The 25,383-nt window shown below is 64.6% G+C and carries 25 protein-coding genes and 1 pseudogene; 14 read left to right on the forward strand and 12 right to left on the reverse strand.

Going from position 1 to position 25,383, the window contains the following annotated elements:
• From dnaA to FIU89_RS00040, 9 genes and pseudogenes are all read left to right on the forward strand, one after another.
• Positions 1-1,374, forward strand: a complete 1,374-nt coding sequence (dnaA, locus tag FIU89_RS00005; protein ID WP_152490700.1) for a chromosomal replication initiator protein DnaA — start codon at positions 1-3, stop codon at positions 1,372-1,374.
• Between the two features lie 90 nt (positions 1,375-1,464).
• Positions 1,465-2,583, forward strand: coding sequence for a DNA polymerase III subunit beta (gene dnaN / locus FIU89_RS00010; RefSeq protein ID WP_152490701.1), 1,119 nt, complete (start codon positions 1,465-1,467; stop codon positions 2,581-2,583).
• Positions 2,584-2,668: 85 nt separating this feature from the next.
• Complete coding sequence (recF, locus tag FIU89_RS00015; RefSeq protein ID WP_152490702.1) at positions 2,669-3,772, forward strand: DNA replication/repair protein RecF; 1,104 nt, start codon at positions 2,669-2,671, stop codon at positions 3,770-3,772.
• A gap of 154 nt (positions 3,773-3,926) precedes the next feature.
• A complete protein-coding gene (gene gyrB / locus FIU89_RS00020; RefSeq protein WP_152490703.1) occupies positions 3,927-6,344 on the forward strand; it encodes a DNA topoisomerase (ATP-hydrolyzing) subunit B in 2,418 nt (805 codons plus the stop codon).
• A gap of 188 nt (positions 6,345-6,532) precedes the next feature.
• Positions 6,533-6,804, forward strand: a pseudogene (gene nirD / locus FIU89_RS00025) (nitrite reductase small subunit NirD).
• Positions 6,804-7,877, forward strand: coding sequence for a glycosyl transferase family protein (locus FIU89_RS00030; protein ID WP_152490704.1), 1,074 nt, complete (start codon positions 6,804-6,806; stop codon positions 7,875-7,877). Before nirD ends, FIU89_RS00030 begins: the two are co-directional and overlap by 1 nt.
• A gap of 12 nt (positions 7,878-7,889) precedes the next feature.
• Positions 7,890-8,189 (forward strand): NAD(P)-dependent oxidoreductase, encoded by a 300-nt coding sequence (locus tag FIU89_RS22425; RefSeq protein ID WP_216647043.1) that lies wholly within the window; start codon positions 7,890-7,892, stop codon positions 8,187-8,189.
• Between the two features lie 108 nt (positions 8,190-8,297).
• A complete protein-coding gene (locus FIU89_RS22130; protein ID WP_172977971.1) occupies positions 8,298-8,444 on the forward strand; it encodes a hypothetical protein in 147 nt (48 codons plus the stop codon).
• A complete protein-coding gene (locus FIU89_RS00040) occupies positions 8,441-9,070 on the forward strand; it encodes a GNAT family N-acetyltransferase (protein ID WP_172977972.1) in 630 nt (209 codons plus the stop codon). The genes FIU89_RS22130 and FIU89_RS00040 overlap by 4 nt, the downstream gene beginning before the upstream one ends.
• Positions 9,071-9,334: 264 nt before the next feature.
• Here the strand turns inward: FIU89_RS00040 and FIU89_RS00045 are convergent, their stop codons facing one another.
• From FIU89_RS00045 to FIU89_RS00075, 7 genes are all read right to left on the reverse strand, one after another.
• Positions 9,335-9,541 carry a formate dehydrogenase subunit delta gene (locus FIU89_RS00045; protein WP_152490706.1) on the reverse strand — a complete coding sequence of 69 codons (207 nt, stop codon included), beginning with the start codon at positions 9,539-9,541 and terminating at the stop codon, positions 9,335-9,337.
• A complete protein-coding gene (gene fdhD, locus FIU89_RS00050) occupies positions 9,531-10,361 on the reverse strand; it encodes a formate dehydrogenase accessory sulfurtransferase FdhD (RefSeq protein WP_152490707.1) in 831 nt (276 codons plus the stop codon). The genes FIU89_RS00045 and fdhD overlap by 11 nt, the downstream gene beginning before the upstream one ends.
• The gene (gene fdhF / locus FIU89_RS00055; protein WP_152490708.1) at positions 10,358-13,291 is read right to left on the reverse strand and encodes a formate dehydrogenase subunit alpha; all 2,934 of its coding nucleotides are present in this window, start codon (positions 13,289-13,291) and stop codon (positions 10,358-10,360) included. The genes fdhD and fdhF overlap by 4 nt, the downstream gene beginning before the upstream one ends.
• Complete coding sequence (locus FIU89_RS00060; RefSeq protein WP_152490709.1) at positions 13,288-14,796, reverse strand: NADH-quinone oxidoreductase subunit NuoF; 1,509 nt, start codon at positions 14,794-14,796, stop codon at positions 13,288-13,290. The genes fdhF and FIU89_RS00060 overlap by 4 nt, the downstream gene beginning before the upstream one ends.
• Positions 14,793-15,269 (reverse strand): formate dehydrogenase subunit gamma, encoded by a 477-nt coding sequence (locus FIU89_RS00065; RefSeq protein ID WP_152490710.1) that lies wholly within the window; start codon positions 15,267-15,269, stop codon positions 14,793-14,795. The genes FIU89_RS00060 and FIU89_RS00065 overlap by 4 nt, the downstream gene beginning before the upstream one ends.
• Positions 15,270-15,361: 92 nt before the next feature.
• Positions 15,362-16,249: a LysR family transcriptional regulator gene (locus FIU89_RS00070; protein ID WP_152490711.1), complete on the reverse strand. Its 888-nt coding sequence runs from the start codon at positions 16,247-16,249 to the stop codon at positions 15,362-15,364.
• Positions 16,250-16,354: 105 nt separating this feature from the next.
• Positions 16,355-17,509 (reverse strand): putative sulfate/molybdate transporter, encoded by a 1,155-nt coding sequence (locus tag FIU89_RS00075; RefSeq protein ID WP_152490712.1) that lies wholly within the window; start codon positions 17,507-17,509, stop codon positions 16,355-16,357.
• 111 nt (positions 17,510-17,620) lie between these two features.
• On the opposite strand from FIU89_RS00075, the gene FIU89_RS00080 reads away from it, so the two are divergent.
• Entirely contained in the window at positions 17,621-17,830 is a 210-nt protein-coding gene (locus FIU89_RS00080) for a molybdopterin-binding protein (RefSeq protein WP_152490713.1), read from the forward strand.
• Here FIU89_RS00080 and FIU89_RS00085 read toward each other — a convergent pair.
• Genes FIU89_RS00085 through tsaA form a run of 5 tightly spaced genes read right to left on the reverse strand, consistent with a single transcriptional unit; the run spans position 17,785 to position 21,929 of the window.
• Complete coding sequence (locus FIU89_RS00085) at positions 17,785-18,609, reverse strand: ABC transporter ATP-binding protein (RefSeq protein WP_172977973.1); 825 nt, start codon at positions 18,607-18,609, stop codon at positions 17,785-17,787. The genes FIU89_RS00080 and FIU89_RS00085 overlap by 46 nt on opposite strands.
• Positions 18,609-19,631, reverse strand: a complete 1,023-nt coding sequence (locus tag FIU89_RS00090) for an iron ABC transporter permease (protein ID WP_152490715.1) — start codon at positions 19,629-19,631, stop codon at positions 18,609-18,611. The genes FIU89_RS00085 and FIU89_RS00090 overlap by 1 nt, the downstream gene beginning before the upstream one ends.
• Positions 19,604-20,632, reverse strand: coding sequence for an iron ABC transporter substrate-binding protein (locus FIU89_RS00095; RefSeq protein ID WP_172977974.1), 1,029 nt, complete (start codon positions 20,630-20,632; stop codon positions 19,604-19,606). Before FIU89_RS00095 ends, FIU89_RS00090 begins: the two co-directional genes overlap by 28 nt.
• A gap of 1 nt (position 20,633) precedes the next feature.
• Complete coding sequence (locus tag FIU89_RS00100) at positions 20,634-21,425, reverse strand: molybdate ABC transporter substrate-binding protein (RefSeq protein ID WP_152490717.1); 792 nt, start codon at positions 21,423-21,425, stop codon at positions 20,634-20,636.
• Between the two features lie 33 nt (positions 21,426-21,458).
• Positions 21,459-21,929: a tRNA (N6-threonylcarbamoyladenosine(37)-N6)-methyltransferase TrmO gene (gene tsaA, locus FIU89_RS00105; RefSeq protein ID WP_152490718.1), complete on the reverse strand. Its 471-nt coding sequence runs from the start codon at positions 21,927-21,929 to the stop codon at positions 21,459-21,461.
• 158 nt (positions 21,930-22,087) lie between these two features.
• Between tsaA and FIU89_RS00110 the strand changes: the two genes are divergently transcribed.
• From FIU89_RS00110 to FIU89_RS00125, 4 genes are read left to right on the forward strand one after another with little or no spacing between them, the layout of a single operon-like run.
• Entirely contained in the window at positions 22,088-22,795 is a 708-nt protein-coding gene (locus FIU89_RS00110) for an ABC transporter permease (protein WP_152490719.1), read from the forward strand.
• Positions 22,788-23,543 (forward strand): ATP-binding cassette domain-containing protein, encoded by a 756-nt coding sequence (locus tag FIU89_RS00115; protein ID WP_152490720.1) that lies wholly within the window; start codon positions 22,788-22,790, stop codon positions 23,541-23,543. Before FIU89_RS00110 ends, FIU89_RS00115 begins: the two co-directional genes overlap by 8 nt.
• A gap of 33 nt (positions 23,544-23,576) precedes the next feature.
• Complete coding sequence (locus FIU89_RS00120; RefSeq protein WP_254701894.1) at positions 23,577-24,389, forward strand: substrate-binding domain-containing protein; 813 nt, start codon at positions 23,577-23,579, stop codon at positions 24,387-24,389.
• 55 nt (positions 24,390-24,444) lie between these two features.
• The gene (locus FIU89_RS00125; protein WP_152490722.1) at positions 24,445-25,344 is read left to right on the forward strand and encodes a helix-turn-helix transcriptional regulator; all 900 of its coding nucleotides are present in this window, start codon (positions 24,445-24,447) and stop codon (positions 25,342-25,344) included.
• The last annotated feature ends 39 nt before the right edge of the window (positions 25,345-25,383 follow it).

Below are 25,383 nucleotides of genomic sequence, written 5' to 3' on the forward strand. Positions count from 1 at the left end.
ATGACGCAAGAACAATGGGGACAGATCAAACAGGACCTGCTCAAGACGATAGGCAAGAACAACTTCACCAACTGGATCGAGCCGCTGGAACTGACCGCGATCAGCGATGACGTGGTCACCTTCAAGGTTCCCACGACCTTCCAGGGCAACTACGTCTCGCGCAACTTCGGCGAACTGATCCTGTTCAAGGTCAACGGCTTCGCGCCCTCCATCCGCCGCATCGATTTCCAGGTCGCCGCGAACTCGACGCAAAAGCCGGTCGCGACACCGAAAGCCGCGCCCGCGACAGCCGCCGAGCCGGCACGCACCGCGACCCGCCTGACCGACGACGTGCTGTCCTCCGCCCCGCTGGACGAGCGGTTCACCTTCGACCGTTTCGTTGTCGGCAAGCCCAACGAACTGGCCCATGCCGCCGCCAAGCGCGTCGCCGAAGGCGGGCCTGTCACCTTCAACCCGCTTTTCCTTTACGGCGGCGTGGGGCTGGGCAAGACGCACCTGATGCACGCGATCGCTTGGGAACTGCAATCGTCTCAGCCGGAACTGAACGTCCTGTACCTGTCGGCCGAACAATTCATGTACCGTTTCGTGCAGGCCTTGCGCGACCGCCGCATGATGGACTTCAAGGAGCTTTTCCGCTCCGTCGACGTGCTGATGGTCGATGACGTGCAATTCATAGCCGGCAAGGACAGCACGCAGGAGGAATTCTTTCACACCTTCAACGCGCTGGTGGACCAGAACAAGCAGATCGTCATCTCCGCCGACCGCGCGCCGGGCGAAATCGCCAATCTCGAAGAGCGGATCAAGTCGCGCCTGCAATGCGGCCTCGTCGTCGACCTGCATCCCACCGATTACGAACTGCGGCTCGGGATCCTGCAATCCAAGGCGGACCGCTTCGCCGAGCAGTATCCCAGCCTCGAAATGGCCGAGGGCGTGCTGGAATTCCTGGCGCACCGCATTTCCACGAACGTCCGCGTGCTCGAAGGCGCGCTGACCCGGCTTTACGCTTTCGCCTCGCTTGTCGGGCACCAGATCACGATGGAACTGGCGCAGGACTGCCTGGCCGATATCCTGCGCGCGTCCGAACGCAAGGTCTCGATCGAGGAAATCCAGCGCAAGGTGTCGGAGCATTACAATGTCCGTCTCAGCGACATGATCGGACCCAAGCGGGTGCGCACCTTCGCGCGCCCGCGCCAGATCGCGATGTACCTGTGCAAACAGCTGACGTCGCGCTCCCTGCCCGAGATCGGGCGGCGTTTCGGCGGCCGCGATCACACCACGGTCATGCACGGGGTGCGTCGCATCGAGGAGTTGCGGGCGCAGGACAGCGACATCGCCGACAACCTCGAGATTCTGCGCCGCGCGCTTGAGGGTTAAGGGCGCAATAAAAGGCTTGAGCATAAGGCGAAACTTGCTAACGTGCCGGTCCCGGTGCCCGGCAGAGGCACGCACGCAGGGAGCGAGGGCATGAAACTCAGCATCGAACGCGGAACGCTGCTCAAGGCGGTTTCGCAGGCCCAGTCCGTGGTCGAACGGCGCAACACGATTCCGATCCTCGCCAACGTGCTGATCGAGGCCGAGGGCGACGCCGTCCATTTCCGCGCGACCGATCTCGATATCGAGGTGGTCGACAAGGCCCCGGCCCAGGTCGAGCGCGCCGGCGCCACGACCGTCTCTGCCGTGACGCTGCACGAAATCGTGCGCAAGCTGCCCGACGGGGCGCTGGTTACGCTGAGCGACGATGGCGCCTCGGGGCGCCTGACGGTCGAGGCGGGACGCTCGAACTTTTCTCTGGCGACCCTGCCCAAGGAAGATTTCCCGGTCATGGCCTCGTCGGAATATTCCTGCAATTTCTCGGCCAAGGCGCCGGTGTTGCGCCGGCTGTTCGACAAGTCGAAATTCGCCATTTCCACCGAAGAGACGCGGTACTACCTCAACGGCGTCTACATGCACGTCGCCGATGGCGAGGGCGGCAAGGTGCTGCGCTGCGTGGCCACCGACGGCCACCGCCTGGCCCGGATCGACGCCGACCTGCCCGAGGGCGCCGAGGACATGCCGGGGGTGATCGTACCGCGCAAGACCGTGGGCGAGCTGCGCAAGCTCTTGGACGATGACGACATGGCCATCGCCGTGTCTGTCAGCGAAACCAAGGTGCGGTTCGCCACGCCCAACATCACCCTGACATCCAAGGTGATCGACGGGACCTTTCCCGATTACACCCGCGTCATCCCGCAGGGCAACACCCGCAAGATGGAGGTCGACGCCAGCGAATTCGCCCAGGCCGTCGACCGTGTCGCCACCGTCAGCTCCGAACGCTCCCGCGCCGTGAAGCTTGCACTGGACGAGGATCGCCTGATCCTGTCCGTCAACGCCCCCGACAGCGGCGCCGCCGAGGAAGAGCTGGCCGTGGCCTATGGCGACGAGCGGCTGGAAATCGGCTTCAACGCCAAGTACCTGCTGGAAATCGCCAGCCAGGTCGACCGCGAGAATGCCGTGTTCATGTTCAATTCCTCGGGCGATCCCACGCTGATGCGCGAAGGCAATGACACCTCGGCGGTCTATGTCGTGATGCCGATGCGCGTGTGACGCGGGCCGGAATTTTTCAAAAATTCCGGATCGGAAAATTTGAATTTTCCGTGCCGTTTTCTTTCAAGAAAACGTGGTGCTCTGAATGACCGGATTGTACCTGTCATCGCTCAGCCTGTCGCATTTCCGGTCGCACAAGGGCGTGCGGATCGAGGCGAATGCGCGGCCCCTGGCGCTCTACGGGCCGAACGGGGCGGGCAAGACCAACATCCTTGAAGCAGTTTCGCTGTTCTCACCCGGGCGCGGCCTGCGCCGGGCCGCGGCGCAGGACATGGCACGGCGGCCGGATGCGATCGGCTGGAAGTTGACCGGCGTGTTGCGGTCGATGCACCAGGTCCACGAGATCGAGACCTGGTCCGAGGACGGCGGCGCACGACAGCTCAGGATCGACGGCAAGGCCGCGTCGCAGGTGGCGCTGGGCCGTGTCGCGCGGGTGCTGTGGCTGATCCCGTCCATGGACCGGCTGTGGATCGAGGGGGCGGAGGGGCGCCGGCGTTTTCTCGACCGCATGACGCTCAGCTTCGTGCCCGCCCATGCCGAGGCGACGCTGGCCTATGAAAAGGCCATGCGCGAGCGCAACCGGCTCTTGAAGGACCAGGTGCGCGACGGTCACTGGTACGTCGCGCTGGAGCGGCAGATGGCCGAGGCGGGGACCGCGATCCACGCCAACCGCGTCGCGGCGCTGGAACAGCTCGCCGAGGCGCAGGCGCAGGCCGAGACGGCCTTTCCCGTCGCCGAGTTGGAGCTGACCATGACCGAAGGCGAAATGCCCGACACGGAGTCCGATTTCCGCGATGCCCTGTCCGAAAGCCGCTTTCGCGACATCGCCGCCGGGCGTACGCTCGTGGGCCCTCACCGCGCCGATCTTCACGGCGTATATGCCGCCAAGGGCGTGCCAGCGGCCGAGTGCTCGACCGGCGAACAGAAGGCGCTGCTGGTGTCGCTGATCCTCGCCAACGCGCGCGCGCTGGCGCAGGATTTCGGCGCGCCGCCGATCCTGCTTCTGGACGAGGTCGCCGCGCATCTGGACGCGGCGCGGCGTGCGGCGCTCTACGACGAGATCTGCGCCTTGGGTGCCCAGGCCTGGATGACGGGAACGGGGCCGGAGCTGTTCTCGGAATTGGGCGACCGGGCGCAGGTTTTCGAGGTGACCGAAACGGATGCGATCTCGTGCGTTAACCAGCGCTGAAACGGCGAGAATGACACCGACGCGATGCCACTCGGATACCGACGCAATACCGATATTAAGATGCTGATCGTTAACCACAAAATATTGTGTCTATCGCGTGACATTCCCCCCCGGAAATCGTATAAAATACGAAAATGAACGAAGGATAATCTGCATGGCAGAACCCGCCGCGTCCGCCGAAGAATATGGCGCCGATTCCATCAAGGTTCTCAAAGGGTTAGAAGCTGTTCGCAAGCGCCCTGGCATGTATATCGGCGACACCGATGACGGTTCTGGCCTGCACCACATGGTGTACGAGGTCGTCGATAACGGCATCGACGAGGCCCTCGCTGGCCACGCAGACCATGTAAGTGTCTGTATTCACAGGGATAGTTCCATTTCGGTCAGCGACAATGGCCGCGGTATCCCGGTCGAGATGCACGAGGAAGAGGGCGTGTCCGCCGCCGAGGTGATCATGACCCAACTGCACGCGGGCGGGAAGTTCGACAGCAATTCCTACAAGGTTTCCGGGGGGTTGCACGGTGTCGGCGTGTCGGTGGTCAACGCTCTGTCCGATTGGCTGGAACTGCGCGTCTGGCGCGCGGGCAAGGAACATGTCGCCCGTTTCGAGCGCGGCGAGACCGCCAAGCACCTGGAAGTCGTCGGCGACGCGTCCGGCAAGCGTGGTACCGAAGTTCGGTTTCTGGCATCGCTTGATACGTTCTCCAATCTCGAATACAGCTTTGAAACACTGGAGAAACGGCTGCGCGAACTGGCCTTTCTGAATTCCGGCGTGCGCATCATCCTGCGCGACGAACGGCCTGCCGAGCCGCTGGAAACAGAGTTGCACTACGACGGTGGCGTGCAGGAATTCGTGCGCTACCTCGACCGCAGCAAGTCGCCGCTCATGACCGACCCCATCTTCGTGACCGGCGAGCGGGATGACATCGGCGTTGAGGTCGCGATGTGGTGGAACGACAGCTATCACGAGACGGTTCTGCCCTTCACCAACAACATTCCCCAGCGGGACGGCGGCACACACCTTGCCGGCTTCCGCGGGGCGTTGACACGTGTCCTGCAGAAATATGCCGCCGAAAGCGGTATCGCCAAGAAAGAGAAGATCACCTTCACCGGGGATGACGCCCGTGAAGGGCTGACATGCGTGCTGTCGGTCAAGGTCCCAGATCCGAAGTTCTCCAGCCAGACCAAGGACAAGCTGGTAAGTTCCGAGGTGCGCCCGGCGGTGGAAGGCTTGGTTAACGAAAAGCTGTCGGAATGGTTCGAGGAGAACCCGAACGACGCCAAGATGATCGTCGGCAAGATCATGGAAGCAGCCATGGCCCGCGAGGCGGCGCGCAAGGCGCGCGAGCTGACGCGCCGCAAGACGGCGCTCGACGTGAACTACCTTGCCGGCAAGCTGAAGGATTGTTCCGAGAAGGACCCGTCGAAGACAGAGCTGTTTCTCGTCGAGGGTGACAGCGCCGGTGGCTCGGCGCAAACCGGGCGGGACAGATCCACGCAGGCGGTTCTGCCCCTGCGCGGCAAGATCCTGAACGTCGAGCGGGCCCGCTTCGACAGGATGCTGTCGAGCCAGGAAATCGGGAACCTCGTAATGGCACTGGGCACCGGGATCGGGCGGGACGAGTTCAACATCTCGAAACTGCGCTACCACAAGATTGTCATCATGACGGATGCCGACGTGGACGGGGCGCATATCCGGACGTTGCTGTTGACGTTCTTCTATCGTCAGATGCCCGAACTGATCGAAGGCGGATACCTCTACATCGCGCAGCCGCCGCTGTTCAAGGTTAGCCGGGGCAAGTCAGAAGTGTACCTGAAGGACACGCCGGCACTGGAAGATTACCTGATTGCCCAAGGCACGGATGACGCCGTGCTGCGCCTCGGATCCGGAGAGGACATCACCGGGCAGGACCTTGTTCGGGTTGTCGAGGAAGCGCGGCAGGCAAACCGGATTCTCGATGCGTTTCCAACACATTACCCGCGCCACATTCTGGAACAGGCGGCGATCGCCGAGGCGTTCGAGGCGGGCCGCGCGGATGCGGACATCCAATCGGTTGCCGATGCCGTCGCCGAACGGCTGGACCTTATTGCGCTGGAATACGAGCGGGGCTGGCAGGGGCGGCAGACGCAGGATCACGGCATCCGCCTGGCCCGTGTGCTACGCGGCGTCGAGGAGGTTCGTACGCTGGACGGCCCTATCCTGCGCGGCGGAGAGGCCAAGCGGCTGGGCCAGCTTACCGAGGGTCTGCGCGAGATTTACAACCAGCCTGCGACCCTGCATCGTAAGGAGCGATCCCAAGCCATTTACGGCCCGCTGGACCTGCTGGACGCGATCCTCAAGGAAGGCGAAAAGGGACTGGCCCTGCAGCGCTACAAGGGATTGGGCGAAATGAACCCTGACCAGCTTTGGGAGACCACGCTGGATCCCGAAGCCCGCACGCTCCTGCAGGTCAAGGTGGATGACGTGGCCGAGGCCGACGACCTGTTCACGAAGCTCATGGGAGATGTGGTGGAGCCGCGGCGTGAGTTCATCCAGCAGAACGCGCTGAGCGTGGAAAACCTCGACTTCTGAGAAATTGTAGGTGAGCTCATATTTTTTCGCGGTGCGCACATTTTTTCGTGCCGCGGAAGGTCACGTGTTCTATTTCTTCTTGAAGTATCAGAGGCTTGGGTGATCTTTCCTTTTCGGCAGTTATTTGGGGTAGGACTGCTCTTGGCCGGATCTGATCGGGCGTCTTCCCCCGGCGCGGTGCGCGAAAGCTGAAGACGGCGCAGGGTTGTATCGCCGTGTTCCGTACCGCCGAGAACGAGGTGTTCGCCACGTCCAACACCTGCCGCACAAGGCGGGGCCCCTGTCAGAGGGGATTGTTCACGGCCAGTCGGTGACCTGCCCGTTGCACAACTGGGTCTTCGATCTTGAGACCGGGAAGGCACAAGGCGAGGACGGAGAGATCGCCACCTATCCGCTGAAGGTCGAGGATGGCCGCGTGTTGATCGACGGCGCAGGCCTGAGCGCGCGGGACGCCGCGTGATGGATGGCGCCGACCAGCCCTGGACCCGGTCCACCTGTCCGTATTGGGGCGTTGGCTGCGGCGTCCTGCTGCGGCGGGACGGCGACGGCGGGCTGGAGGTCAAGGGCGACGACGCGCATCCGGCCAATCTGGGAAGGCTTTGTTCCAAGGGCACGGCTCTGGCCGAGACCGTGGGGCTTGACCATCGTCTGCTGCGCCCCCGTGTGAATGGGCAGGACGCAGGCTGGGACGACGCGCCGGGAGCGGTGGGTGCCCTGCTTATGCTCTTGCGCATGAAAGGGGAGACCGCGGAAGAAATCGCGGGTTTTGCCGAGGCGGCGTCCAGCTCGGCGCCTGCATTGCCGCCTGCTGACCTCGACTGGCCGAGCTACGCCGCCGGACGGACACGGGGCCAGCCCTGGTTCCTGCTGTCTGCGCGTCTTGTGACGGATGCGGGGCACCGGGTGTTGCTGCATGGCTGGAACGGGCCGGACAGAAAGGTACGTGACGGACTGGCAGAGGCGGGGATCGGTCTCGCGGGGGACCCGGAGGACGCCGCCCGCCTGCTGGACCGTGATCGCATTGCCTATATGCCGCTGAAATCCCTTCATCCCGGCCTGTTTCGTCTTTTGAACTTGCGGGACGTTCTTGGTCTGCGCTCCTGCGTCAATACCGTTTGCCGGATGCTCAACCCCGCCCGCGCCGCGGCCAGTGTTCAAGGCGTTTTTCACCCCTTTTACCGCCAACTTCAGGCGGACGCCGCGATGCATCTCGGCTGGCAGGCATTGAGCATCATCAAGGGGGCCGGTGGAGAATTCGAGAGCAATCCGGCCAAGGACATTACCGCTTTCGGGCTGCGTCAAGGGCGCCCCTGGCAGGAAACGCGGCCTGTGTTGCGCGATGAAACCCGAAAGCTCAATGCCGAAGGCGACCTTGCGTTGTCCGATCTCTGGCAGGGCCTCCGCCGCCCGCCTTTTGAGACCGACCTCGTTGTCACCACCACCGCCCTCGCCCTCGATACGCTTGGCCATGCCAATGCGGTGCGGCAGGCAGACTTGCTCTGGCAGAACCGCGCCCGGCGGTGCGCCGCCTGAAAGGAGACCCCGATGAAGGCCTTTCCCATGTTCATACGCACCACAGGCCGCCGGATCGTCGTCGTCGGTGGTGGCGAGCAGGCGGCTCAAAAGGCGCGTCTGATGCTGAAGACCGATGCCAGCCTGGTTCTCGTCGCCGACAGCTTGGAAGATTGCTGCCCAAGGATAGGCCGCGTTTTGCAGGACGCCGCGCGCGGCCTCGGAGCCACAGAGTCACCGACCGAACCAGCTTGCCGAGTGCCGGTTCGCATGCGACACTCGATTTCCGGTAAGTGTTTGGTCCGTCATGGCGGACGTGCCTTCACCGATTAGAGGTAACTTTGGCAACCGTTCGACCTGGGGTGCTCGTGGATCAGGGCGTCGATTTCCGCGACCTTTCGATGTTGGACTAATGGGAAATGGATGAGGGCTATCCCAGCTATGTTGTGCGGAAGAGTCTGGGAGCGGTCCCACACGCTGTTCTTTGCGGGCGAAGCGGTCGCCGGCCCCTGCGCCGCCCTGTGCAGCGGCGCATACTATGGCGGGCAGGCCCAGGCCCAGGCCGTCAGCAATGCGCTTGGGTCATGACCTCGCCCTCATGGAGAAATCGGCGTGTCCCGCCGTTGCCGCCAGAGGATCTGGTTTTGAGAACGGCAAGGCTGGAGCTTCGCCCGCTCACGCTGGAGGACGAGGATCTGGCGGTTGCGCTTTTCACCAATCCGGAAGTGGTGAAGTACGTGTGTGACGTCTACAGCCCCGATGAGATACGAAACCACCTGCCTGTCGAAGTAAGACGCGCCGCTGGTGGCCGTATCGGGATATGGGCAGCAACCCTCGTGGATACAGGCGCGAAGATCGGAACCGGCGTCTTGCTGCCCCTTCCGATTGAAACCAACGATACCGATTGGTCGCAGATGATCAGCGATCGCTACCCGGACGCCGAAATCGAAGTGGGATACATGCTGTTGCCCGATTTCTGGGGGCAGGGGTTCGCCACCGAGATCTGCACACGTCTTTTGCAATTTGCATCCGAACACACGGCACTGGACGAGATCAAGGCCGTCACCGACCTCGGCAACCTGGCATCGCAGCGGGTTCTTCAGAAATGCGGTCTTTCTGCCGAAGGGCCGCGGCGTGCTTATGCCGAGGATTGTGCCGGCTTCGGCATCACCCGACAGGCATGGGACTCAGGCCACGGTCATTCGGAAACGTGAACTTTCGAGCGAAACGGATCAAGGTCTTTTTGTTGGTGAAGTGGTTTGACGCGAACAATCGATTTGGCTGCGGAACGATGAATGTCTTGCGAAACCCTCAAAGTCTTCGCATGGAAACGAGAAAAGTCATGAGACAAGCGTTTCGCGATAAGCTGTGATTCAGGTTTATCGCGAAATGCTTTATGTATCCCGCTACGCCGAAGCTTTTTCAAAATAGACCGCCGCGCTCTGCGCCCGAGGCCGGTGAGAAATCTTCGGATCGTTTCAAGTGATCAGTCCCGCTGCCTTTCTCGCGATGTCATCGACGTTCTCCCCACCGTTTTGCACGTAGTCGCAGAATTGGCGGCGCATCCTCGGGTCCCAGAAATCCTGCAGGTGGTTCGCGACGCGCTCGGCGTGGTCGTTGCCGGGCTGGGACTTGAAGAACGTGGCGATCTGGTTGGCCATCATGACTAGTTTGTCAGGCGACATCTGGAACCTCGTGGGAAATGCGGTGCGGGTTGGAATAGAGATCGAAACCGCCGCCGCGGGCAAAGGCGGCCAGCGTGATGCCTGCCGTGTCGGCTAGGCGCAGGGCATGGGCCGTGGGGGCGGAGACTGCGATCAGCGTGCCGCAGCCGGCCATGGCGCATTTCTGCACCAGTTCGACCGAAAGGCGGCTGGTCATGACGAAAGCGCCCAAGCCCGGGTCGCGCCCAGCCCGCCAGAGCGCGCCGATCAGCTTGTCGAGCGCGTTGTGGCGGCCCACGTCCTCGCGCGCCAGGACGACGCCCTTGCCCGGCAGGACCAAGCCCGCCGCATGGGTCGCGCGGGTGCGGCGGTGCAGGGGCTGGATATTGAACAGCGCGTCGGCGGCATGGGCGATGTCGTCACGGCTGAAAGTCGGGCCAACCTGCGCCGCGCTTGGTACGTCGCGCACCGCCTGATCCAGCGAGTCAATGCCGCACAGCCCGCAGCCCACCGGCCCGGCCATGAACCGGCGACGCGCCGCCAGCGCCTCGCGCCGGTCGGCGCGCAGCCAGAACCGGGCTTCAATGCCCAGATCGTGTTCCGCGATCTCGAAACCTTCGATCTGCGCGGGGTCGGTCACGATTCCCTCGGTCACGGCGAAGCCATGCGCGAAATCCTCGATATCGTCGGGTGTGGCCATCATCACTGCCTGGGTCGAGCCGTCGAAGACCAGCGCCACCGGCAACTCTTCGGGAAGGGCGCGGCTGACCCTGCGCGCGCCCTCTGCCTGTACGGACAGGCCCGAGCGGCTTTGGGAAGGAGGAAAACCCAAAGCCATCATTCCGCCGCCGGAAGGATGCGGCGGGCCTGCGCGGCCTGCGCCGCGTAGTCCTCCTGCCAGTCGGTCGGCCCGTTGGAAGGGCTGACCTGCACCGCCGTCACCTTGAACTCGGGACAGTTCGTGGCCCAGTCCGAGAAATCCGTGGTGATGACGTTGGCCTGGGTGTCGGGGTGGTGGAAGGTGGTGTAGACAACGCCCGGGCTGACCCTGTCGGTGATCGTGGCGCGCAGCGCCGTCTCGCCCGAGCGGCTGGCCAGCTTGACCCAGTCGCCTTCGTTCACGCCCCGGTTCTCGGCGTCGTGGGGATGGATTTCCAGCACGTCGGCCTCGTGCCAGATGGTGTTGTCCGTGCGCCGTGTCTGAGCGCCCACGTTGTATTGCGACAGGATGCGCCCGGTGGTCAGCAACAGCGGGAAGCGCGGGCCGGTCTTTTCGTCGGTCGCCACGTATTCGGTTATGATGAACTTGCCCTTGCCGCGCATGAAGCTGTCGACGTGCATCAGCGGCGTGCCGTCTGGATGTTCCTCGTTGCAGGGCCATTGGACGCTGCCCCTGGTTTCCAGCAAGGCATAATCCACGCCGGCGAAAGAGGGCGTGGTGGCTGCGATCTCCTCCATGATGCGGGCGGGATGGGTATAGTTCCATTCCGGACGCCCGGATTTCTTCAGCATCGCGTTGGCCAGCAGTTGCGTCACCTCCCAGTCGGCATAGCCGTTGAGCGGCTTCATCACCTCGCGCACGCGGTTGATGCGGCGCTCGGCATTGGTGAAGGTGCCTTCCTTTTCCAGAAAAGTGGAACCGGGCAGGAAGACATGCGCGTAGTTGGCTGTCTCGTTCAGGAAGAGGTCATGCACGATGACGCATTCCATCGCCGCTAGGCCCGCCGCGACATGCTTGGTGTCCGGGTCCGATTGCAGGATGTCTTCGCCCTGGCAGTAGAGGCCCTTGAAGGTACCGTCGACCGCGCAGTCCAGCATGTTTGGGATACGCAGGCCCGGCTCGGGGTCGATCTCGGTGCCCCAGAGCGCCTCGAACATCTCGCGCACGTCGGCGTTCTTGACGTGGCGATAGCCCGGCAGTTCGTGTGGGAAGGACCCCATGTCGCAGGCGCCCTGCACGTTGTTCTGCCCGCGCAAGGGGTTCACGCCCACGCCGCGCCGTCCAAGGTTGCCGGTCAACATGGCGAGGTTGGCGATGCCCATGACGGTGGTCGAGCCCTGGCTGTGCTCGGTGACGCCGAGGCCATAATAGATCGAGCCGTTGCCGCCGCTGGCATAGAGATGCGCCGCGGCGCGCAGCTGTGCCGGATCGACGCCGGTCAGCAGCGCGGTCGCCTCGGGGCTGTGGCGCGGGTCCGACACGAAGGCGGCGTATTCCTGGAATTCTTCCCAGTCGCACCGGCTGCGGATGAAGTCCTCGTCCATCAGCCCTTCGGTCACGATCACATGCGCCAGCGCCGTGACCACGGCGACGTTGGTGCCGGGGCGCAGCGGCAGGTGATGCGCGGCCTCGATATGGGCCGACTTCACCAGGTCGATCCGGCGCGGGTCGATCACGATCAGCCTGGCCCCTTGGCGCAGGCGCTTTTTCATGCGGCTGGCAAAGACGGGGTGGCCGTCGGTCGGGTTGGCGCCGATGACGATGATCACGTCGGTGTCTTCGACGCTGTCGAAATCCTGCGTGCCGGCGGAGGTGCCGAAGGTCTGGCCCAGCCCGTAGCCGGTGGGCGAGTGGCAGACGCGGGCGCAGGTATCGGTGTTGTTGTTGCCGAAGACCGAGCGCGCCAGTTTCTGCACCAGGTAGGTTTCCTCGTTGGTGCAGCGGCTGGAGGTGATGACGCCGATGGATTTCTTGCCGTAGGTTTCTTGCAGCGCCAGCATTTTCGACGCGGCAAAGTCCAGCGCCTCATCCCAGCTGACCTCGCGCCAGGGCTCGTTCACCCGGTCGCGGATCATCGGGTTCAGGATGCGGTCGCTGTGATGGGCGTAGCCATAGGCAAAGCGCCCCTTGACGCAGGAATGCCCCCGGTTCGCCTTGCCGTGCTTGTAGGGCACCATGCGGACCAGCTCGTCGCCCTGCATCTCGGCCTTGAAGGAACAGCCGACGCCGCAATAGGCGCAGGTTGTCACGACAGACCGGTCGGGCGTGCCCATCTCGATCACTGATTTTTCCTGCAGCGTCGCGGTGGGGCAGGCCTGCACGCAAGCGCCGCAGCTGACGCAGTCCGACGCGAGGAAATCGTCCTCGGCGGTGCCCGCGCTGACACGGGACTCGAAACCGCGCCCCTCGATCGTCAGGGCAAAGGTGCCCTGCACCTCTTCGCAGGCCCGGACGCAGCGGTTGCAGACGATGCACTTGCTGGGGTCATAGCTGAAATAGGGGTTCGACGCATCCGCCGGAATGTATTCTGGGTTGCCTTTGTCGCCCTCTGGCGCGCGGGCACGGGTGTCGCCCTGCGCCAGCGTGCCGCCCATGGCGTCGTAGTGGTTGCGCCCGGCCTCGTATCGTTGGTCGCGCAGGCCCACGGCACCGGCCATGTCCTGCAGCTCGCAATCGCCATTGGCCGAGCAGGTCAGGCAATCCAGCGGGTGGTCCGAGATATAAAGCTCCATCACCCCGGTTCGGATCTTGCGCACTTTCTTCGACTGCGTGTGCACGGCCATGCCGGGGGCAACGGGCGTGGTGCAGGACGCGGGCGTGCCGCGCCGGCCTTCGATCTCCACCACGCAAAGGCGGCAGGAGCCGAACGCGTCAAGGCTGTCAGTGGCGCAGAGCTTGGGAACCTGGATGCCCGCCTCGGCCGCCGCGCGCATCACGCTGGTGCCTTCGGGGACGGTCACCTCGAAGCCGTCGATGGTCAGGGTCACGGGTTCGCCCGTCTTGGCGGGGGTGCCCATGTCGCGGTCGTCGGGAATGATCAGGTCTTTCATTCTGCGGCCTCCTTGGCGGTCGAGAATTCGTCGGGGAAGTGGGTCAGCGCGGACATGACAGGATAGGGCGTGAAGCCGCCCAGAGCACAAAGCGACCCGTCGGTCATCGTCTCGCAGAGGTCGGTGAGGATGGTCACGGCGTCGGCGTCGCCGCGCGCGATGCGGTCGATGGTTTCCACCCCGCGCACCGCGCCGATCCGGCAGGGGGTGCACTTGCCGCAGCTTTCCACGGCGCAGAATTCCATCGCGAAGCGCGCCATGCCCAGCATGTCGGCGGTGTCGTCGAACACCACCAGCCCGGCATGGCCGATGAGCCCGCCTTCGGCGCCGAATTCCTCGTATCCCATGGGCGCGTCGAATTTCGACTGCGGCATGTAGGCGCCGAGCGGCCCGCCGACCTGCACCGCCTTGAACGGGCGGCCGGTTGCGGTGCCGCCGGCAAGGTCGTCGATCACCTCGCCCAGGGTCACGCCGAATCCGGTCTCGAAGAGGCCGCCGCGCGCGACGTTGCCCGCGATCTGAAGCGTGATGGTGCCGCGTGATTTGCCGATGCCGAAGCTGGCGTGATGCTCGGCGCCTTTCTCGAAGATCACCGGCACGGTTGCCAGGCTGATGACGTTGTTGACCACGGTGGGTCGGCCCAGAAACCCTTCGAGCGCCGGAAGCGGCGGCTTGGCGCGGACAACCCCTCGCTTGCCTTCAAGCGAGTTCAGCAGCGACGTTTCCTCGCCGCAGACATAGGCGCCCGCGCCCTTGCGGATCTCCATGTCAAAGCTGTGCGGCGAGCCGAGGATATTCTCGCCGAGGACGCCCTCGGCGCGGGCGATCTCGACAGCGCGGGTCATCATCGTGATGGCATCGGGGTATTCGGAGCGCAGATAGACATATCCCTTGGTGGCGCCGACGCCCAGTCCGGCGATGGCCATGCCCTCGATCAGGGTGAAGGGGTCGCCCTCCATGATCATGCGGTCGGCGAAGGTGCCGCTGTCGCCCTCGTCGGCATTGCAGACGATGTATTTCTGCGGCGCGTCCGCGTCGTGCACGGTCTGCCACTTGATCCCCGTCGGGAAGCCAGCGCCGCCACGGCCACGCAGGCCGGAGGTCTTGACCTCGTCCACAATCTGCTGGCCGGTCATCGATAGCGCGCGTTTCAGCCCGGCAAGGCCGCCATGCGCCTCGTAGTCGTCCAGCGATAGCGGGTCGATCACACCGACGCGGGCAAAGGTCAGCCGGGTCTGGCGCTTCATCCATTCGAGGTCGTCCACCGGGCCAAGCGCCTTGGCGCTGCTGCCATCGAGGATGGCTGCCGCGTCGTCCGGCGTTGTGGGTCCGAAACCGTGGCGGATGCCGTCGATCTCGACCTCGACAAGCGGTTCCAGCCAGATCATGCCACGGGTCCCGGTGCGTATGATCTGCGCCTCGGGCGCGGCCTGTTTCAGGGCCGCCACAACCTCTTCGGCGCCAAGCGCCTTGGCGGCGCTGTCCATGGGAACATAGATCTTCATGCGCCCGCCTCGGCCAGCAGTGCATCCATGCGATTGCGGTCCACCTTGCCTACACAGCGGTCGTCCAGCATCGCGGCCGGGCCGCAGGCGCACAGGCCAAGGCAATAGACGGGCTCGACCGTGACAGCGCCGTTGATCGTGGTGCCGTGCCAGTCCAGCCCCAGCTTTGCCAGCGTCTCTTCGGCCAGCGCGTTGCCGCCCATCGCCTGGCAGGCCTCGGCGCGGCAGATCTTCAGAACATGCTTGCCGGCAGGGGCCTCGCGAAAATCGTGGTAGAAGCTGATGACACCGTGCAACTCGGCCTTGGTGATGTTGAGCCGATCCGCGATCATCTGCATGGCAGGCTGCGGAATGTGCCCGAAGCTCTCCTGCAACGCGTGCAGTATCGGCAGCAACGGACCTTCCAGATCGGCATTCGCCTCGATAAGCGCGGCGATCTCGTCTTCGGTGGGTATGGGGGCGGCTGATTGCATGGGCTAACCTCCTGCGTCCAATTGCGCCAAGCAGACAGAAGGTGCGGGCCGACGACAATATCGCAGATCGGTCGACCGATAGAGATAGGCTATCAATCCGCTTTCGACAGCTTCCTCGCGGTCCGCAGAAGGGCATCCAGAACAGGGGTATGGGGCTCTCGGAACGGGGCCACGAGGCCGACCGCGTGAGACGGCTCGCGGCCCGTCAGCGGCACGACGGTCAGCGGCTTTCCGGCCACGAGGAAGCGCGCCAGCTCCTCGGGAAGCACTGTCAGATAGCCGCCGGATTCGACATTCGCCACCAGGACGATCGTCGAATTGGATTCGATGCAGGTTTCCGGCGAGACATTGGCCGCAGAGAAATTCCGGTTGATGATGCGGCGGTTCTGCATGTCCGGGGTCAGCAGGCAGAGCTTTTCACCCGACAGTTCCTCCCACGCGACATTATGCCGGTTCGCGAATGGGGAATCGTTCGTGCACACAAGCATGTACCGCTCTTCGTACAACGGCTCGGTACTGACCCGCCCCATCGGTTCGTTGTCGAGATAGGAAATGCCCGCATCCGCCTCCAGGTTGTCGAGCATCGACATGATCTCGATCGACGTGCGCGAAAGTATGGTGAAGTGAACCTTCGGATGCCTGGCATTGAAGCGCTGACACAGCCGCGCCGCCACCGTCAGGGCCGTCGGAATGACGGCAATGCGCAACTGCCCCGACAAGCCATCGCGCTTGACCCGCATTTCCTCGCGCAACTGCCGCGTGTCGCCGACGATCTTCTTGGCCCAGTCCAGCGCGGTCTGGCCTTCCGGCGTCAGCCCGCCAAACCGAGACCCGCGAAAGATCAGCTGCACGCCAAGCTGGTCTTCCAGCGTCTTGATCCCGTTAGACAGGGTCGGCTGGGTGATGCCCAGGCCGGAGGCCGCGCGACCGAAATGGCCTTCCCTGGCGACGGCGATGAACATTTCCAGCTTGTCAATCATGATGGTAAAGCCAATCGAAATCGGCGGTCCTGATAGATTTCCTGAATGATCGGTCTTTTCCCGGATGCGGCTGTCTCGAAATCAGGGCGCAACGCTGTGGCGTCGTCATTGCGGGCGGTCCGCTTTTTGGTCCGACAGATGGGCAAGAACGGCCTTCCGAACCACCTCGGCCAGCGTTCCGAGGATCAGCCCGATCAGAGGATTGCCCAGAAACGTCGCAAGGGCGGTGACCGCGATGACGGGTCTGCACGACGGCCTGGCATCGAACAGCCGGCGATTGGCGGCAAGCTCGACCGCGGCAACCAGCAACAAGGCCCCCAGCGTTGCGGACGGGATCGCCAGCAGTGCCATGTGCCGCAGGTCTTCCGGCAGCAGCGCCACCAGCAGCAGCGCGGCCCCCAGCATCACCGGCGCGCCGCCGCTGCGCGCGCCGAAACGGTGATGCGCCGCGACACCCCCGGCGCCGTGGCACATCGGAAGCGCTCCGAAGGGGGACAAGGCCAGGTTGGCGATACCCGAGGTCAGGCACAGACGCTTCGGCGTCACCCGCGCGGCGCGCGCACCATAGCTGTCATGGGCCACGATCGCGGTCAGGATCACCGCGTTGGTCAGGGTCAGGGCAAGCTGCGGCAGGGCGAGGTCGGTAATGGCGATGCGCATGTCTTCAAGGCTTGGAACCGGCGCCAGCCAGCCCGCAGCCGCAGCGCCAGCCAGATCGGGCAGGGCCTCGTGACCGACGAAGTGGCCCGCCGTCACGCCAAAACCCAGCGTCATCAGGGCCGCGTGTGTCCCCAGCCGCAACGCCGCAGCCGCAAGCCCCAGCGACAGCAGCCCGATGAGCGGCTGCCCGGCCATCAGCCCAAGCGATATCCAGGCCAATCCAAGGCCCAGTCCCAACTGAAGCCCGGTCAGCACCGATTGCGGCACCCGGCGCGCGATGCGGTCTATGATGCCCGTTCCTCCCAGCAATAGCAGTGCCGAGCCGATCAGCATTCCGCTGAGCGCGATGGAGGCCGGCGAGATCTCGGCCATCAGCGCCACGGCGACGATAGCCTTCATCGGCTGGACCGGGACCGGCAGCCGGTAGATCAGGCCGGTCGCGATGTAGAAGAGGCCGAAGCCCAGCAGCACCTGTGTCGCCGACAGACCCACGAGGGCAATGGCCCCGATAGTCAGCGGCAGCAGCGTGCCGAGATCCCCCAGGGCCCCGTTCACTTCGCGCAGGTCAAAGCGAAGCCGGTCCGACGCGTGACGCCTCATCGCAACTGCTCCCGATGCTGACGACGCCGCGAAACTTGCGCGGGGTTGCCGAGACCGGACTTGTGCTTCATATCGTCAGCACGAAATTCACGATGACAGGGGATACAAGCCATGAAACTCAGCGCACGCAACAAGCTCGCCGGAACCGTGACCGCCATTGACAAGGGCGCGGTCAACGCGACCGTGCAGATCGACGTTGGCGGCGCCACCATGGTGACAGCGATGATCACCAATGCGTCGGTCGAGGAGTTGGGGCTTGAGGTCGGCAAGACGGCCTACGCAATCGTCAAGGCGTCGGACGTGATCGTCGGGTCCGACTGAGGGTGAAGGGACGGCAGGCAGACCTTTCGGCCTGACCCGGTGGTCTCGACGGTCACGGGGATGCCGTAGACCGTGCTGAGGTTGCGCGCGGTCAGCACATCGCTGGCCGGGCCGTCGGCGATGATCCGGCCCTGGTGCATCAGCAGGATGCGGGCATTGAGCGCAAAGGCCTGGTCGGGGTCATGGGTCGACAGGATGATCCCGCGTCGCTCGGACGACGCGCCCTGCGCCAGCCTGGCGATCCGCGCCAGAACCTGCGCCTGGTTCCCGAAATCGAGGCTCGCGGTGGGTTCGTCCATCACGATAAGCGGCGTGTCCTGCGCCAGCGCCCGCGCGATCAGCACAAGCTGGCGCTGACCGCCCGACAGGCGCGAATAATCGCGGGCGGCAAGGTCGCCGATCCCAAGCTGATCCATGGCCTTTTGTGCCGCATCACGATCCGCCTCGCCCGGTTGGGCAAACGGCCCCAGCCGCGCGGTGCGCCCCATCAGGACCACCTCCAGCGCCTCGAACGGAAATGGCGGGGCGTGGGCTTGCGGGACATAGGCGATGCGCCGGGCAATCTCGGCGCGGCGCTGCGCCGAGATCGGCGTGCCGCCTAGGCGGACCTCACCGCCCAGCGGCGGCAGCAGCCCCAGCAAGGTGCGGAAGAGCGTGGTTTTCCCGCACCCGTTGGGACCAAGCAGGCATAGAATATCTCCGGCCTGAACCGACAGGCGCAGTTCCGCGCCCACCTGCGCGTTTCCATATCCGATGGCAAGGTTTTGTGCCTCCAGCATCACGACCAACCCCGCCGGCCCCGGGCCAGCAGCCAGACGAAGAAAGGCGCGCCGATCACCGCGGTCAGGATACCCAGCGGCACTTCGGCCTGCGCCATGGTTCGCGCCGCCGTGTCCACGATCAGAAGATATCCCGCACCGATCAGCACCGAGGCGGGCAGGAGCTGGCCAAAGCCGGGGCCGACGATCATTCGCGCGATATGCGGGATGACCAAGCCGACCCAGCCCACCACGCCGGCCAGCGCCGTGACGCTCGCGGTGATCAGCGTGGCGGCGGCGATTACCAGGAACCGCGTGCGCCCGGCCTCGACGCCCAGCGCGCGCGCTTCCTCGTCGCCGAGGCTGAGGACGTTGATCCGCCAGCGCAGCAGGGCCAGCGGTACGAGGCCGATCAGCACCATGGGCAGGGCGGGCCCGATATCCTCGGTGGTGATCGCAGCCAGCGAGCCCAGAAGCCAGAAGGTGATCGCTGGCAACTGGTCATAGGGGTCGGCCATGACCTTCAGAAGCGACGTCGCCGCCCCGGCCAGCGCGCCGATCACCACCCCGATCAGCACCAGCGTCAGCGTCCGGTCGGTGTTGCGCACCATCGACGCCACCAGCGTCACGACACCCACCGCCGCCATGCCACCGACAAAGGCCGACGCCTGGATCGCCGCCACCGGCAGCGACAGGAAAATCCCGGCAACCGCGCCAAGCCCGGCACCGGCGGACACGCCCAGGATATCCGGCGACACCAGCGGGTTGCGGAACAGCGCTTGATAACTGGCCCCCGCTGCCGCCAGCGCCGCCCCCACCAGCAGCGCCGCGCCGACTCGAGGCAGGCGGATGTTCCATACCACGATCTCGGCCTGGCTCTCTCCTTGCCCCAGCAATGCCGCCAGTGTCTGGCCCGGAGACAGGCCATAGGGGCCGATCATGACCGCGCCGAAGGCAAGCACGGCCACGCTCAGGGCAAGGCCGCCGGTCAAGGTCAGGCCGCGCCTTGAGCCTTTCAGTTCGGCGGTCGTCCCTCGGCCCATGCCAGCAGCCTTTCAAGTTCCTCGTCGCTCAGGTCGACATGATAATAGAGTTCGTAGAAGGCGCGGGTCTCTGCGCGCAGATCGCCCTCCCACCGGTCAGGATACAGTAATCCGGCCATCCATCTCAGGCCGATTATCCGGTTGAGCGATGGTGGTCGATCGATCCAGCCGAAGGGGGCGGTTGGCGACAGGTAGACCCGCCCGTCCTCGACCGCATCGATGCCCTGCCACAGCGGTTCGTCGAAGACCTTGCCGAAGAAATTCGGGTCCCACGTCACGATTGTGTCCGGGTTGGCCACGATCACCTGTTCCATGGACGCCTGCACCAGACCGCGCGTCGCGCCGCCATCGTCCGCCACGTTGCGCCCGCCCGCGCGCTCGATGATCTCGGTGTTGATCGACCCTTTCATGCCCGTCTCCAGCCCCTCGGGACCGCGGGCCAGATAGACGCGGGGACGCTCCTCTTCCGGGACGTCTTCGAGGATGGCGTCGATCCGGGCAAAGGTGGCCTCGACGTCTTCGACCAACGCCGCGCCGCGCTCCGGCACGCCGAGTGCCTCGCCCAGAAGGCGCAGCGCGGCGGGCGTGTTCTCGAACCGCCCGTCGATCAGGATATAGGGGATTCCAGTCTGTTCCTGAACCCGGTCGGCGAGATCGATATAAGTGTCCCGGACTGAGCCGAAATCGAGGATCAGGTCAGGCTCGATCTGCAGCACACGCTCCAGGTTCGCCTCGCCGCCGCGCCCGGTCAGGCGGCCAGTTTCGGGCAGGTCTCGATAGGGCTCGGCGATATAGGCGCGCTCCTCGGGTCGCAGGGCGCGCGGCCAGCCGGTCATCGCCTCGGGCTTCATGATGTAGAGCAGGATGGCGGCGGGTGGCCCGGCGGCAAACACGGTGGTCACGTCGTCTGGAATCTCAACGATCCGCCCGGTGCTGTCGGTGATCGTGCGCGCCTGCACCGGCAGCGCCACCAGCAACAGAAGCAGAAGCAGGTATCTCACGTCACTCTCCTTTCGGCACCGCGGCGGCGTCGAAACCGTACTCCGCCAAGACCGACTGGCCCGCCGGCGACAGGATGTGCAGCGCGAGTTTCGATGCCTCGGGTGGGGCGCCATCAAGCACGATCAGGCCGTAATCGGCCCCCACCGACAACGGGTCGGGAACCTGCACGATTTGCAGGTCCGGCACTTCCTTGCGGGCCAGAACGGCGTTGGTGCAATAGGTCAGGAACAGGTCGGCCTGGTCGCTGTCGAGAACCCAGGCATAGGTGCTGCGCCCCTCGGGCGGCGTGGCGCTGTCGGGCCCGCCGGTCAATTGCAGGGCCTTGGCCCTGAGCGCGTCGGCATGGCCGGACTTGTCGAACAGTTGAAACGCGTAATCGCCGGACGGGTCCGCCTTGGGCGTGGACGTGCCCAGGCGAATGTTTTCGTCGAGCATGACATCGAGCAACGTCTCGGACGTCGCCTCCACCTCGGGTCGTGCCAGACCGCACAAGCGATTGCGGGCAAAGAGCGCGACGGGGCCGCCCTTGCCGGTGCTCTCCAGCGTCCGGGGGTGGCGCATGTTTGCAGAGGCGAAGACATGCGCCGTCTCTCCCGCCTCTATCCGCTCGCGCATCAGGCCGGACGGACCGAAGCTGGTCGCGACAGGCGTGCCGTAGGTCTCGGCAAAGTCCGCGGCCACGTCGGACAGTGCGGCTTTCAAGCTGCCCGCGGCGTAAAGCGAGAGGTCCTGCGCCTGGGCTTGGTTCATCGTGAGGCAGAGGGCCGCTGCCAGCAGGAATGCGTGTCGCATGGTGAGTTTCCCATTGTTCGTCTTCAGGGTTGTTCAGGATTTCGGAGGCGCCACGGGGGTAAAGGCGCAGCGGTCAGGCTTGATGTCGATCAGCGGCGTGCCGTCGAGGCAATCCAGGCCACGCACGATCAGCGTGTTTTCTTCGATGCTCAGCAACCGGACAAGCGACGTGCCGATAGGGTTGGGCCGCACCGGCGAGCGCAAGGCGAAGGTTCCGACGGTCGCGCCGTCGCTGCGCGGGCTTTGGCAAACAAGATCGCGGCGGCTGCGGTCCAGCCAGTAAAGCACTTCGATCATTTCGTAGTCTTCCAGCCCTTTCAGGGCAGGACGCCAGACTGGATCCAACTCGATCCGGCACTGCGGCCCGTCGCTTCGGCCCTGTCGCGGACAGTCCTCGCGCCGCAGCCAGGGCGTGTGGATCGTGCCAATAAAGCGCAGCGCCGCGTCGCCGGGAGCGGGCAGGTCCACGATTGTCTCACCGGGGCGAATGTCAGAGCCACTCACGGCGACCTCCGTAAATTTTGCAGTTCCCGGTACGGCGCAAGAAACAAGGCAGCCGTCGTCGGAACGTAGAATTTCTTTTCAAGCATTGCCGTACTTGAACTTTATCCGTTGGATGGCATAGTGTGCGAGGGAACGTAAGATTTGCAAGGTGGGAAATTTTGCAGTCTATTGGAGAAGCTTTCGGCCTCGCGCTCGACCTCGTCGCCTCGGGTGATGGGGATCTGATCGAAATCGTTCTGTTGTCTCTGCGCGTAAGCCTGACGGCTACCGTGCTGGCCTGCCTGATCGGCCTGCCGATCGGAGCGCTGGTGGCCACCGGGCGCTTTCCCGGGCGCAACGCCGTCCTGATCGTCATGAACGCGCTGATGGGGCTTCCGCCGGTGGTCGTCGGCCTGCTCGTCTATCTTCACCTCTCACGCTCGGGTCCGCTTGGTTTTCTGGGGCTGCTCTACACGCCCACCGCAATGATCATCGCCCAGACCATCCTAATCGCCCCGATCGTCGCGGCGCTGTCACGACAGGTGCTGGAAGATCTGCACGCCGAGTATGCCGAGCAATTCCGGTCGCTTTGCCTGACCAAGCTTCACACCGTGCAAGCGCTTTTGTGGGATGCGCGGTATTCGTTGCTGACGGTGGGGCTGGCCGGGTTTGGCCGTGCGGTGGCCGAGGTGGGCGCGGTCATCATCGTCGGTGGCAATATCGACCACCTGACGCGGGTCATGACCACCGCAATCGCGCTGGAGACCTCCAAGGGCGACCTCGCGCTCGCGTTGGCGCTTGGCATCGTCCTTTTGGTCATTGCCCTGGGCGTCAATGCCGCCGTGCAATCGGTGCGCATGACCGCGGCGCGGCAAGCCTATGTCTGATGCGGCGCTTCCTCTGAGCCGCGAATTGGCCCCGTCCGCGCGGCCTGCCGCGATCCTGCCGCTGGCGGTGCGTAACCTCGGTCTGCGCTTCGGCAAGACGACCGTGCTCGATGGCGTCGGTTTTGATCTCGGGCCCTCCGGCTGCACCATGGTCATGGGCCCCAATGGCGCAGGCAAGAGCCTGCTGCTGAAGCTCTTGCACGGGCTACTTCCCCCGACCTCGGGCAGTATCGACTGGCGCGGGCAGGGGCCGCGGGACGTCACCGCGCGACAGGCGCTGGTTTTTCAGAAACCTGTTCTGCTGCGGCGGTCGGTGGCGGCCAATGTCGATTTCGTCCTGAAGGTCCGTGGCAAGGACCGCGCGCGGGCCGCGGCGCTTCTCGATCACGTCGGGCTGGCCCACAAGGCCCATCAGCCGGCGCGCCTCCTGTCGGGGGGCGAGGCGCAGCGACTGGCGCTGGCCCGCGCGCTGGCGGCGGATCCCGAAGTGCTGTTCCTCGATGAACCCACGGCCAGCCTCGACCCCGCGTCGGTCTTGGCCATTGAAAAGATCGTCCGGGACGCCAGCGCGCGCGGCGTGCGCATCGTCTTTGTGACCCACGACATGGGGCAGGCGCGCCGCATGGCCGACGACATACTGTTTCTCAGCGGTGGCGGCATCGCAGAACACAGCCGCGCCGCAGACTTCTTTCCCGAACCGCAGAGCAAGGCGGCGCGGGACTACCTGAACGGCGAAATCGTCGTCTGAATGACTTCACGAAAGGGAGTATCCATCATGCAAATGAAATCATTCGGTGCGGCCGCAGTCGTGCTGGCCCTCACGGGCGGCGCCTGGGCGCAGGATCAGTCGATCATCGTGCAATCCACGACCTCGACGGCAAACTCGGGCCTTTACGACTACTTGCTGCCGATCTTTCAGGACAAGACCGGCATCCAGGTCAACGTCGTGGCCGTCGGTACCGGCCAGGCGATCAAGAACGCCGAGAATTGCGATGGCGACGTGCTGCTGGTGCATGCCAAGCCGTCCGAGGAAAAATTCGTTGAGGCGGGGTTCGGCACCGCGCGCACGGACCTGATGTATAACGACTTCGTCATCGTCGGCCCCGAGGGCGACCCGGCGGGCGTGGGCGGCACGGACGACGTGCAGGGCGCGCTGTCCAAGATCGCCGAGGCGGGTGCGCTTTTCGCCTCGCGCGGGGATGACAGTGGCACCCACAAGAAGGAAATGGCGCTGTGGTCCGACAGCGGCGTCGACCCCACGGCGGCCAGCGGCGACTGGTACCGCGAGACCGGCTCGGGCATGGGCGCCACGCTCAATGCCGGCATCGGCATGGGCGCCTATGTCATGACCGACCGCGCCACCTGGATCAGCTTCGACAACAAGCAGGATTACCAGATCCAGGTCGAGGGCGACGAGGATATGTTCAACCAGTACGGAGTGATTCCGGTCAATCCCGAGAAGTGTCCCAGCGTGAACGTGGACGCCGCGCAGACATTTGCCGACTGGCTGGTCTCGGACGAAGGGCAGGAGGCGATCGCAGCCTACAAAGTGGCCGACCAGCAACTGTTCTTCCCTAACGCATCGGAAAACTGATAGATATGTCGGGGCGGTGGTGCACCCGCCGTCCCAACATCCTTAATCAGGTGCCATGGCCGAACTTGACCTTCCCGATCACGAATACCTGACCGTCAGGGAGCTGGCCGAGCTTCTGCGCCTCAAGGAACGCAAGGTTTATGACCTTGCCGCTTCGGGCGCGGTGCCGTGTTCGCGCGCGACCGGAAAGCTGCTGTTCCCGGCCAACGAAATCCGGACCTGGATCGCTCGGGCACAGTCGGGCGGGGGGGATGGGCAGGGCAAGCTTTCCAAGCCGCGCTCGCCCATCGTGCTTGGCAGTCACGACCCCTTGCTGGACTGGGCGATCCGCCAGTCGCGCTGTGGGCTGGCCACGTTGCATGACGGCTCGAATGACGGGCTTGAACGGTTCACCACCGGCGAGGGCATCGCGGCGGGCCTGCATATCCTCGATGCCACCACCAATCTCTGGAACGTGCCCGCTGTCTCGAAAGCGGCCTCGCGGCAGAATGCGGTTCTTGTGCGGTTCGCGGTGCGGCGGCGTGGACTCGTGGTCCGGCCCGGAGGACAAGTGCCTGATTCTCTTGGGGATCTTGAGGGTTTCCGGCTTGTTCCGCGGCAGGCGGGATCGGGCACCGATACGCTGTTGCGGCACCTGGCGGAGCGGGAGGGGCTGGACCTGGGCGCGCTGGACCTGGCGGAGGTCGCCAGGACCGAGGACGAGGCCGTGGAGGCGGTCCGGCGCGGGGCGGCGGATACGACCTTTGGGCTGGAAGCGGTTGCGCGGAGTTACGGGCTGGATTTCGTGCCTGTCATCGACGAGGAATTCGCGTTGCTGGTTGACCGAAAGGCGTGGTTTGAGCCGCCTTTCCAGGCGCTTATGACCTTCTGTGGCTCGGATGCCTTCCGGGCGCGGGCGGAGGCCTATGGGGGCTACGATATCGAGGGTTTCGGCGCTGTTCAGTGGAACGCGTAGCGGGGCCGATCGGGATGCGAGCGGGGCCGCCACGTATAT

It is taken from the genome of Roseovarius sp. THAF27, from assembly GCF_009363655.1.
Taxonomy (GTDB): Bacteria; Pseudomonadota; Alphaproteobacteria; order Rhodobacterales; family Rhodobacteraceae; genus Roseovarius.

Excerpts from the sequence above, each read along its gene's own strand:
- FIU89_RS00030 (WP_152490704.1), top strand. The coding sequence starts at position 6,804 with ATGGATGGCGCCGACCAGCCCTGGACCCGGTCCACCTGTCCGTATTGG.
- FIU89_RS00075 (WP_152490712.1), bottom strand. The coding sequence starts at position 17,509 with ATGAGGCGTCACGCGTCGGACCGGCTTCGCTTTGACCTGCGCGAAGTG.
- FIU89_RS00085 (WP_172977973.1), bottom strand. The coding sequence starts at position 18,609 with ATGCTGGAGGCACAAAACCTTGCCATCGGATATGGAAACGCGCAGGTG.
- dnaN (WP_152490701.1), top strand. The coding sequence starts at position 1,465 with ATGAAACTCAGCATCGAACGCGGAACGCTGCTCAAGGCGGTTTCGCAG.
- FIU89_RS00070 (WP_152490711.1), bottom strand. The coding sequence starts at position 16,249 with ATGATTGACAAGCTGGAAATGTTCATCGCCGTCGCCAGGGAAGGCCAT.
- fdhD (WP_152490707.1), bottom strand. The coding sequence starts at position 10,361 with ATGATGGCTTTGGGTTTTCCTCCTTCCCAAAGCCGCTCGGGCCTGTCC.
- FIU89_RS00100 (WP_152490717.1), bottom strand. The coding sequence starts at position 21,425 with ATGCGACACGCATTCCTGCTGGCAGCGGCCCTCTGCCTCACGATGAAC.
- FIU89_RS00080 (WP_152490713.1), top strand. The coding sequence starts at position 17,621 with ATGAAACTCAGCGCACGCAACAAGCTCGCCGGAACCGTGACCGCCATT.
- FIU89_RS00115 (WP_152490720.1), top strand. The coding sequence starts at position 22,788 with ATGTCTGATGCGGCGCTTCCTCTGAGCCGCGAATTGGCCCCGTCCGCG.
- FIU89_RS00060 (WP_152490709.1), bottom strand. The coding sequence starts at position 14,796 with ATGAAGATCTATGTTCCCATGGACAGCGCCGCCAAGGCGCTTGGCGCC.
- fdhF (WP_152490708.1), bottom strand. The coding sequence starts at position 13,291 with ATGAAAGACCTGATCATTCCCGACGACCGCGACATGGGCACCCCCGCC.
- FIU89_RS00040 (WP_172977972.1), top strand. The coding sequence starts at position 8,441 with ATGACCTCGCCCTCATGGAGAAATCGGCGTGTCCCGCCGTTGCCGCCA.
- FIU89_RS00120 (WP_254701894.1), top strand. The coding sequence starts at position 23,577 with ATGAAATCATTCGGTGCGGCCGCAGTCGTGCTGGCCCTCACGGGCGGC.
- dnaA (WP_152490700.1), top strand. The coding sequence starts at position 1 with ATGACGCAAGAACAATGGGGACAGATCAAACAGGACCTGCTCAAGACG.
- FIU89_RS00090 (WP_152490715.1), bottom strand. The coding sequence starts at position 19,631 with ATGGGCCGAGGGACGACCGCCGAACTGAAAGGCTCAAGGCGCGGCCTG.
- gyrB (WP_152490703.1), top strand. The coding sequence starts at position 3,927 with ATGGCAGAACCCGCCGCGTCCGCCGAAGAATATGGCGCCGATTCCATC.
- FIU89_RS00125 (WP_152490722.1), top strand. The coding sequence starts at position 24,445 with ATGGCCGAACTTGACCTTCCCGATCACGAATACCTGACCGTCAGGGAG.
- FIU89_RS00045 (WP_152490706.1), bottom strand. The coding sequence starts at position 9,541 with ATGTCGCCTGACAAACTAGTCATGATGGCCAACCAGATCGCCACGTTC.
- recF (WP_152490702.1), top strand. The coding sequence starts at position 2,669 with ATGACCGGATTGTACCTGTCATCGCTCAGCCTGTCGCATTTCCGGTCG.
- FIU89_RS00065 (WP_152490710.1), bottom strand. The coding sequence starts at position 15,269 with ATGCAATCAGCCGCCCCCATACCCACCGAAGACGAGATCGCCGCGCTT.
- FIU89_RS22130 (WP_172977971.1), top strand. The coding sequence starts at position 8,298 with ATGTTGTGCGGAAGAGTCTGGGAGCGGTCCCACACGCTGTTCTTTGCG.
- FIU89_RS22425 (WP_216647043.1), top strand. The coding sequence starts at position 7,890 with ATGAAGGCCTTTCCCATGTTCATACGCACCACAGGCCGCCGGATCGTC.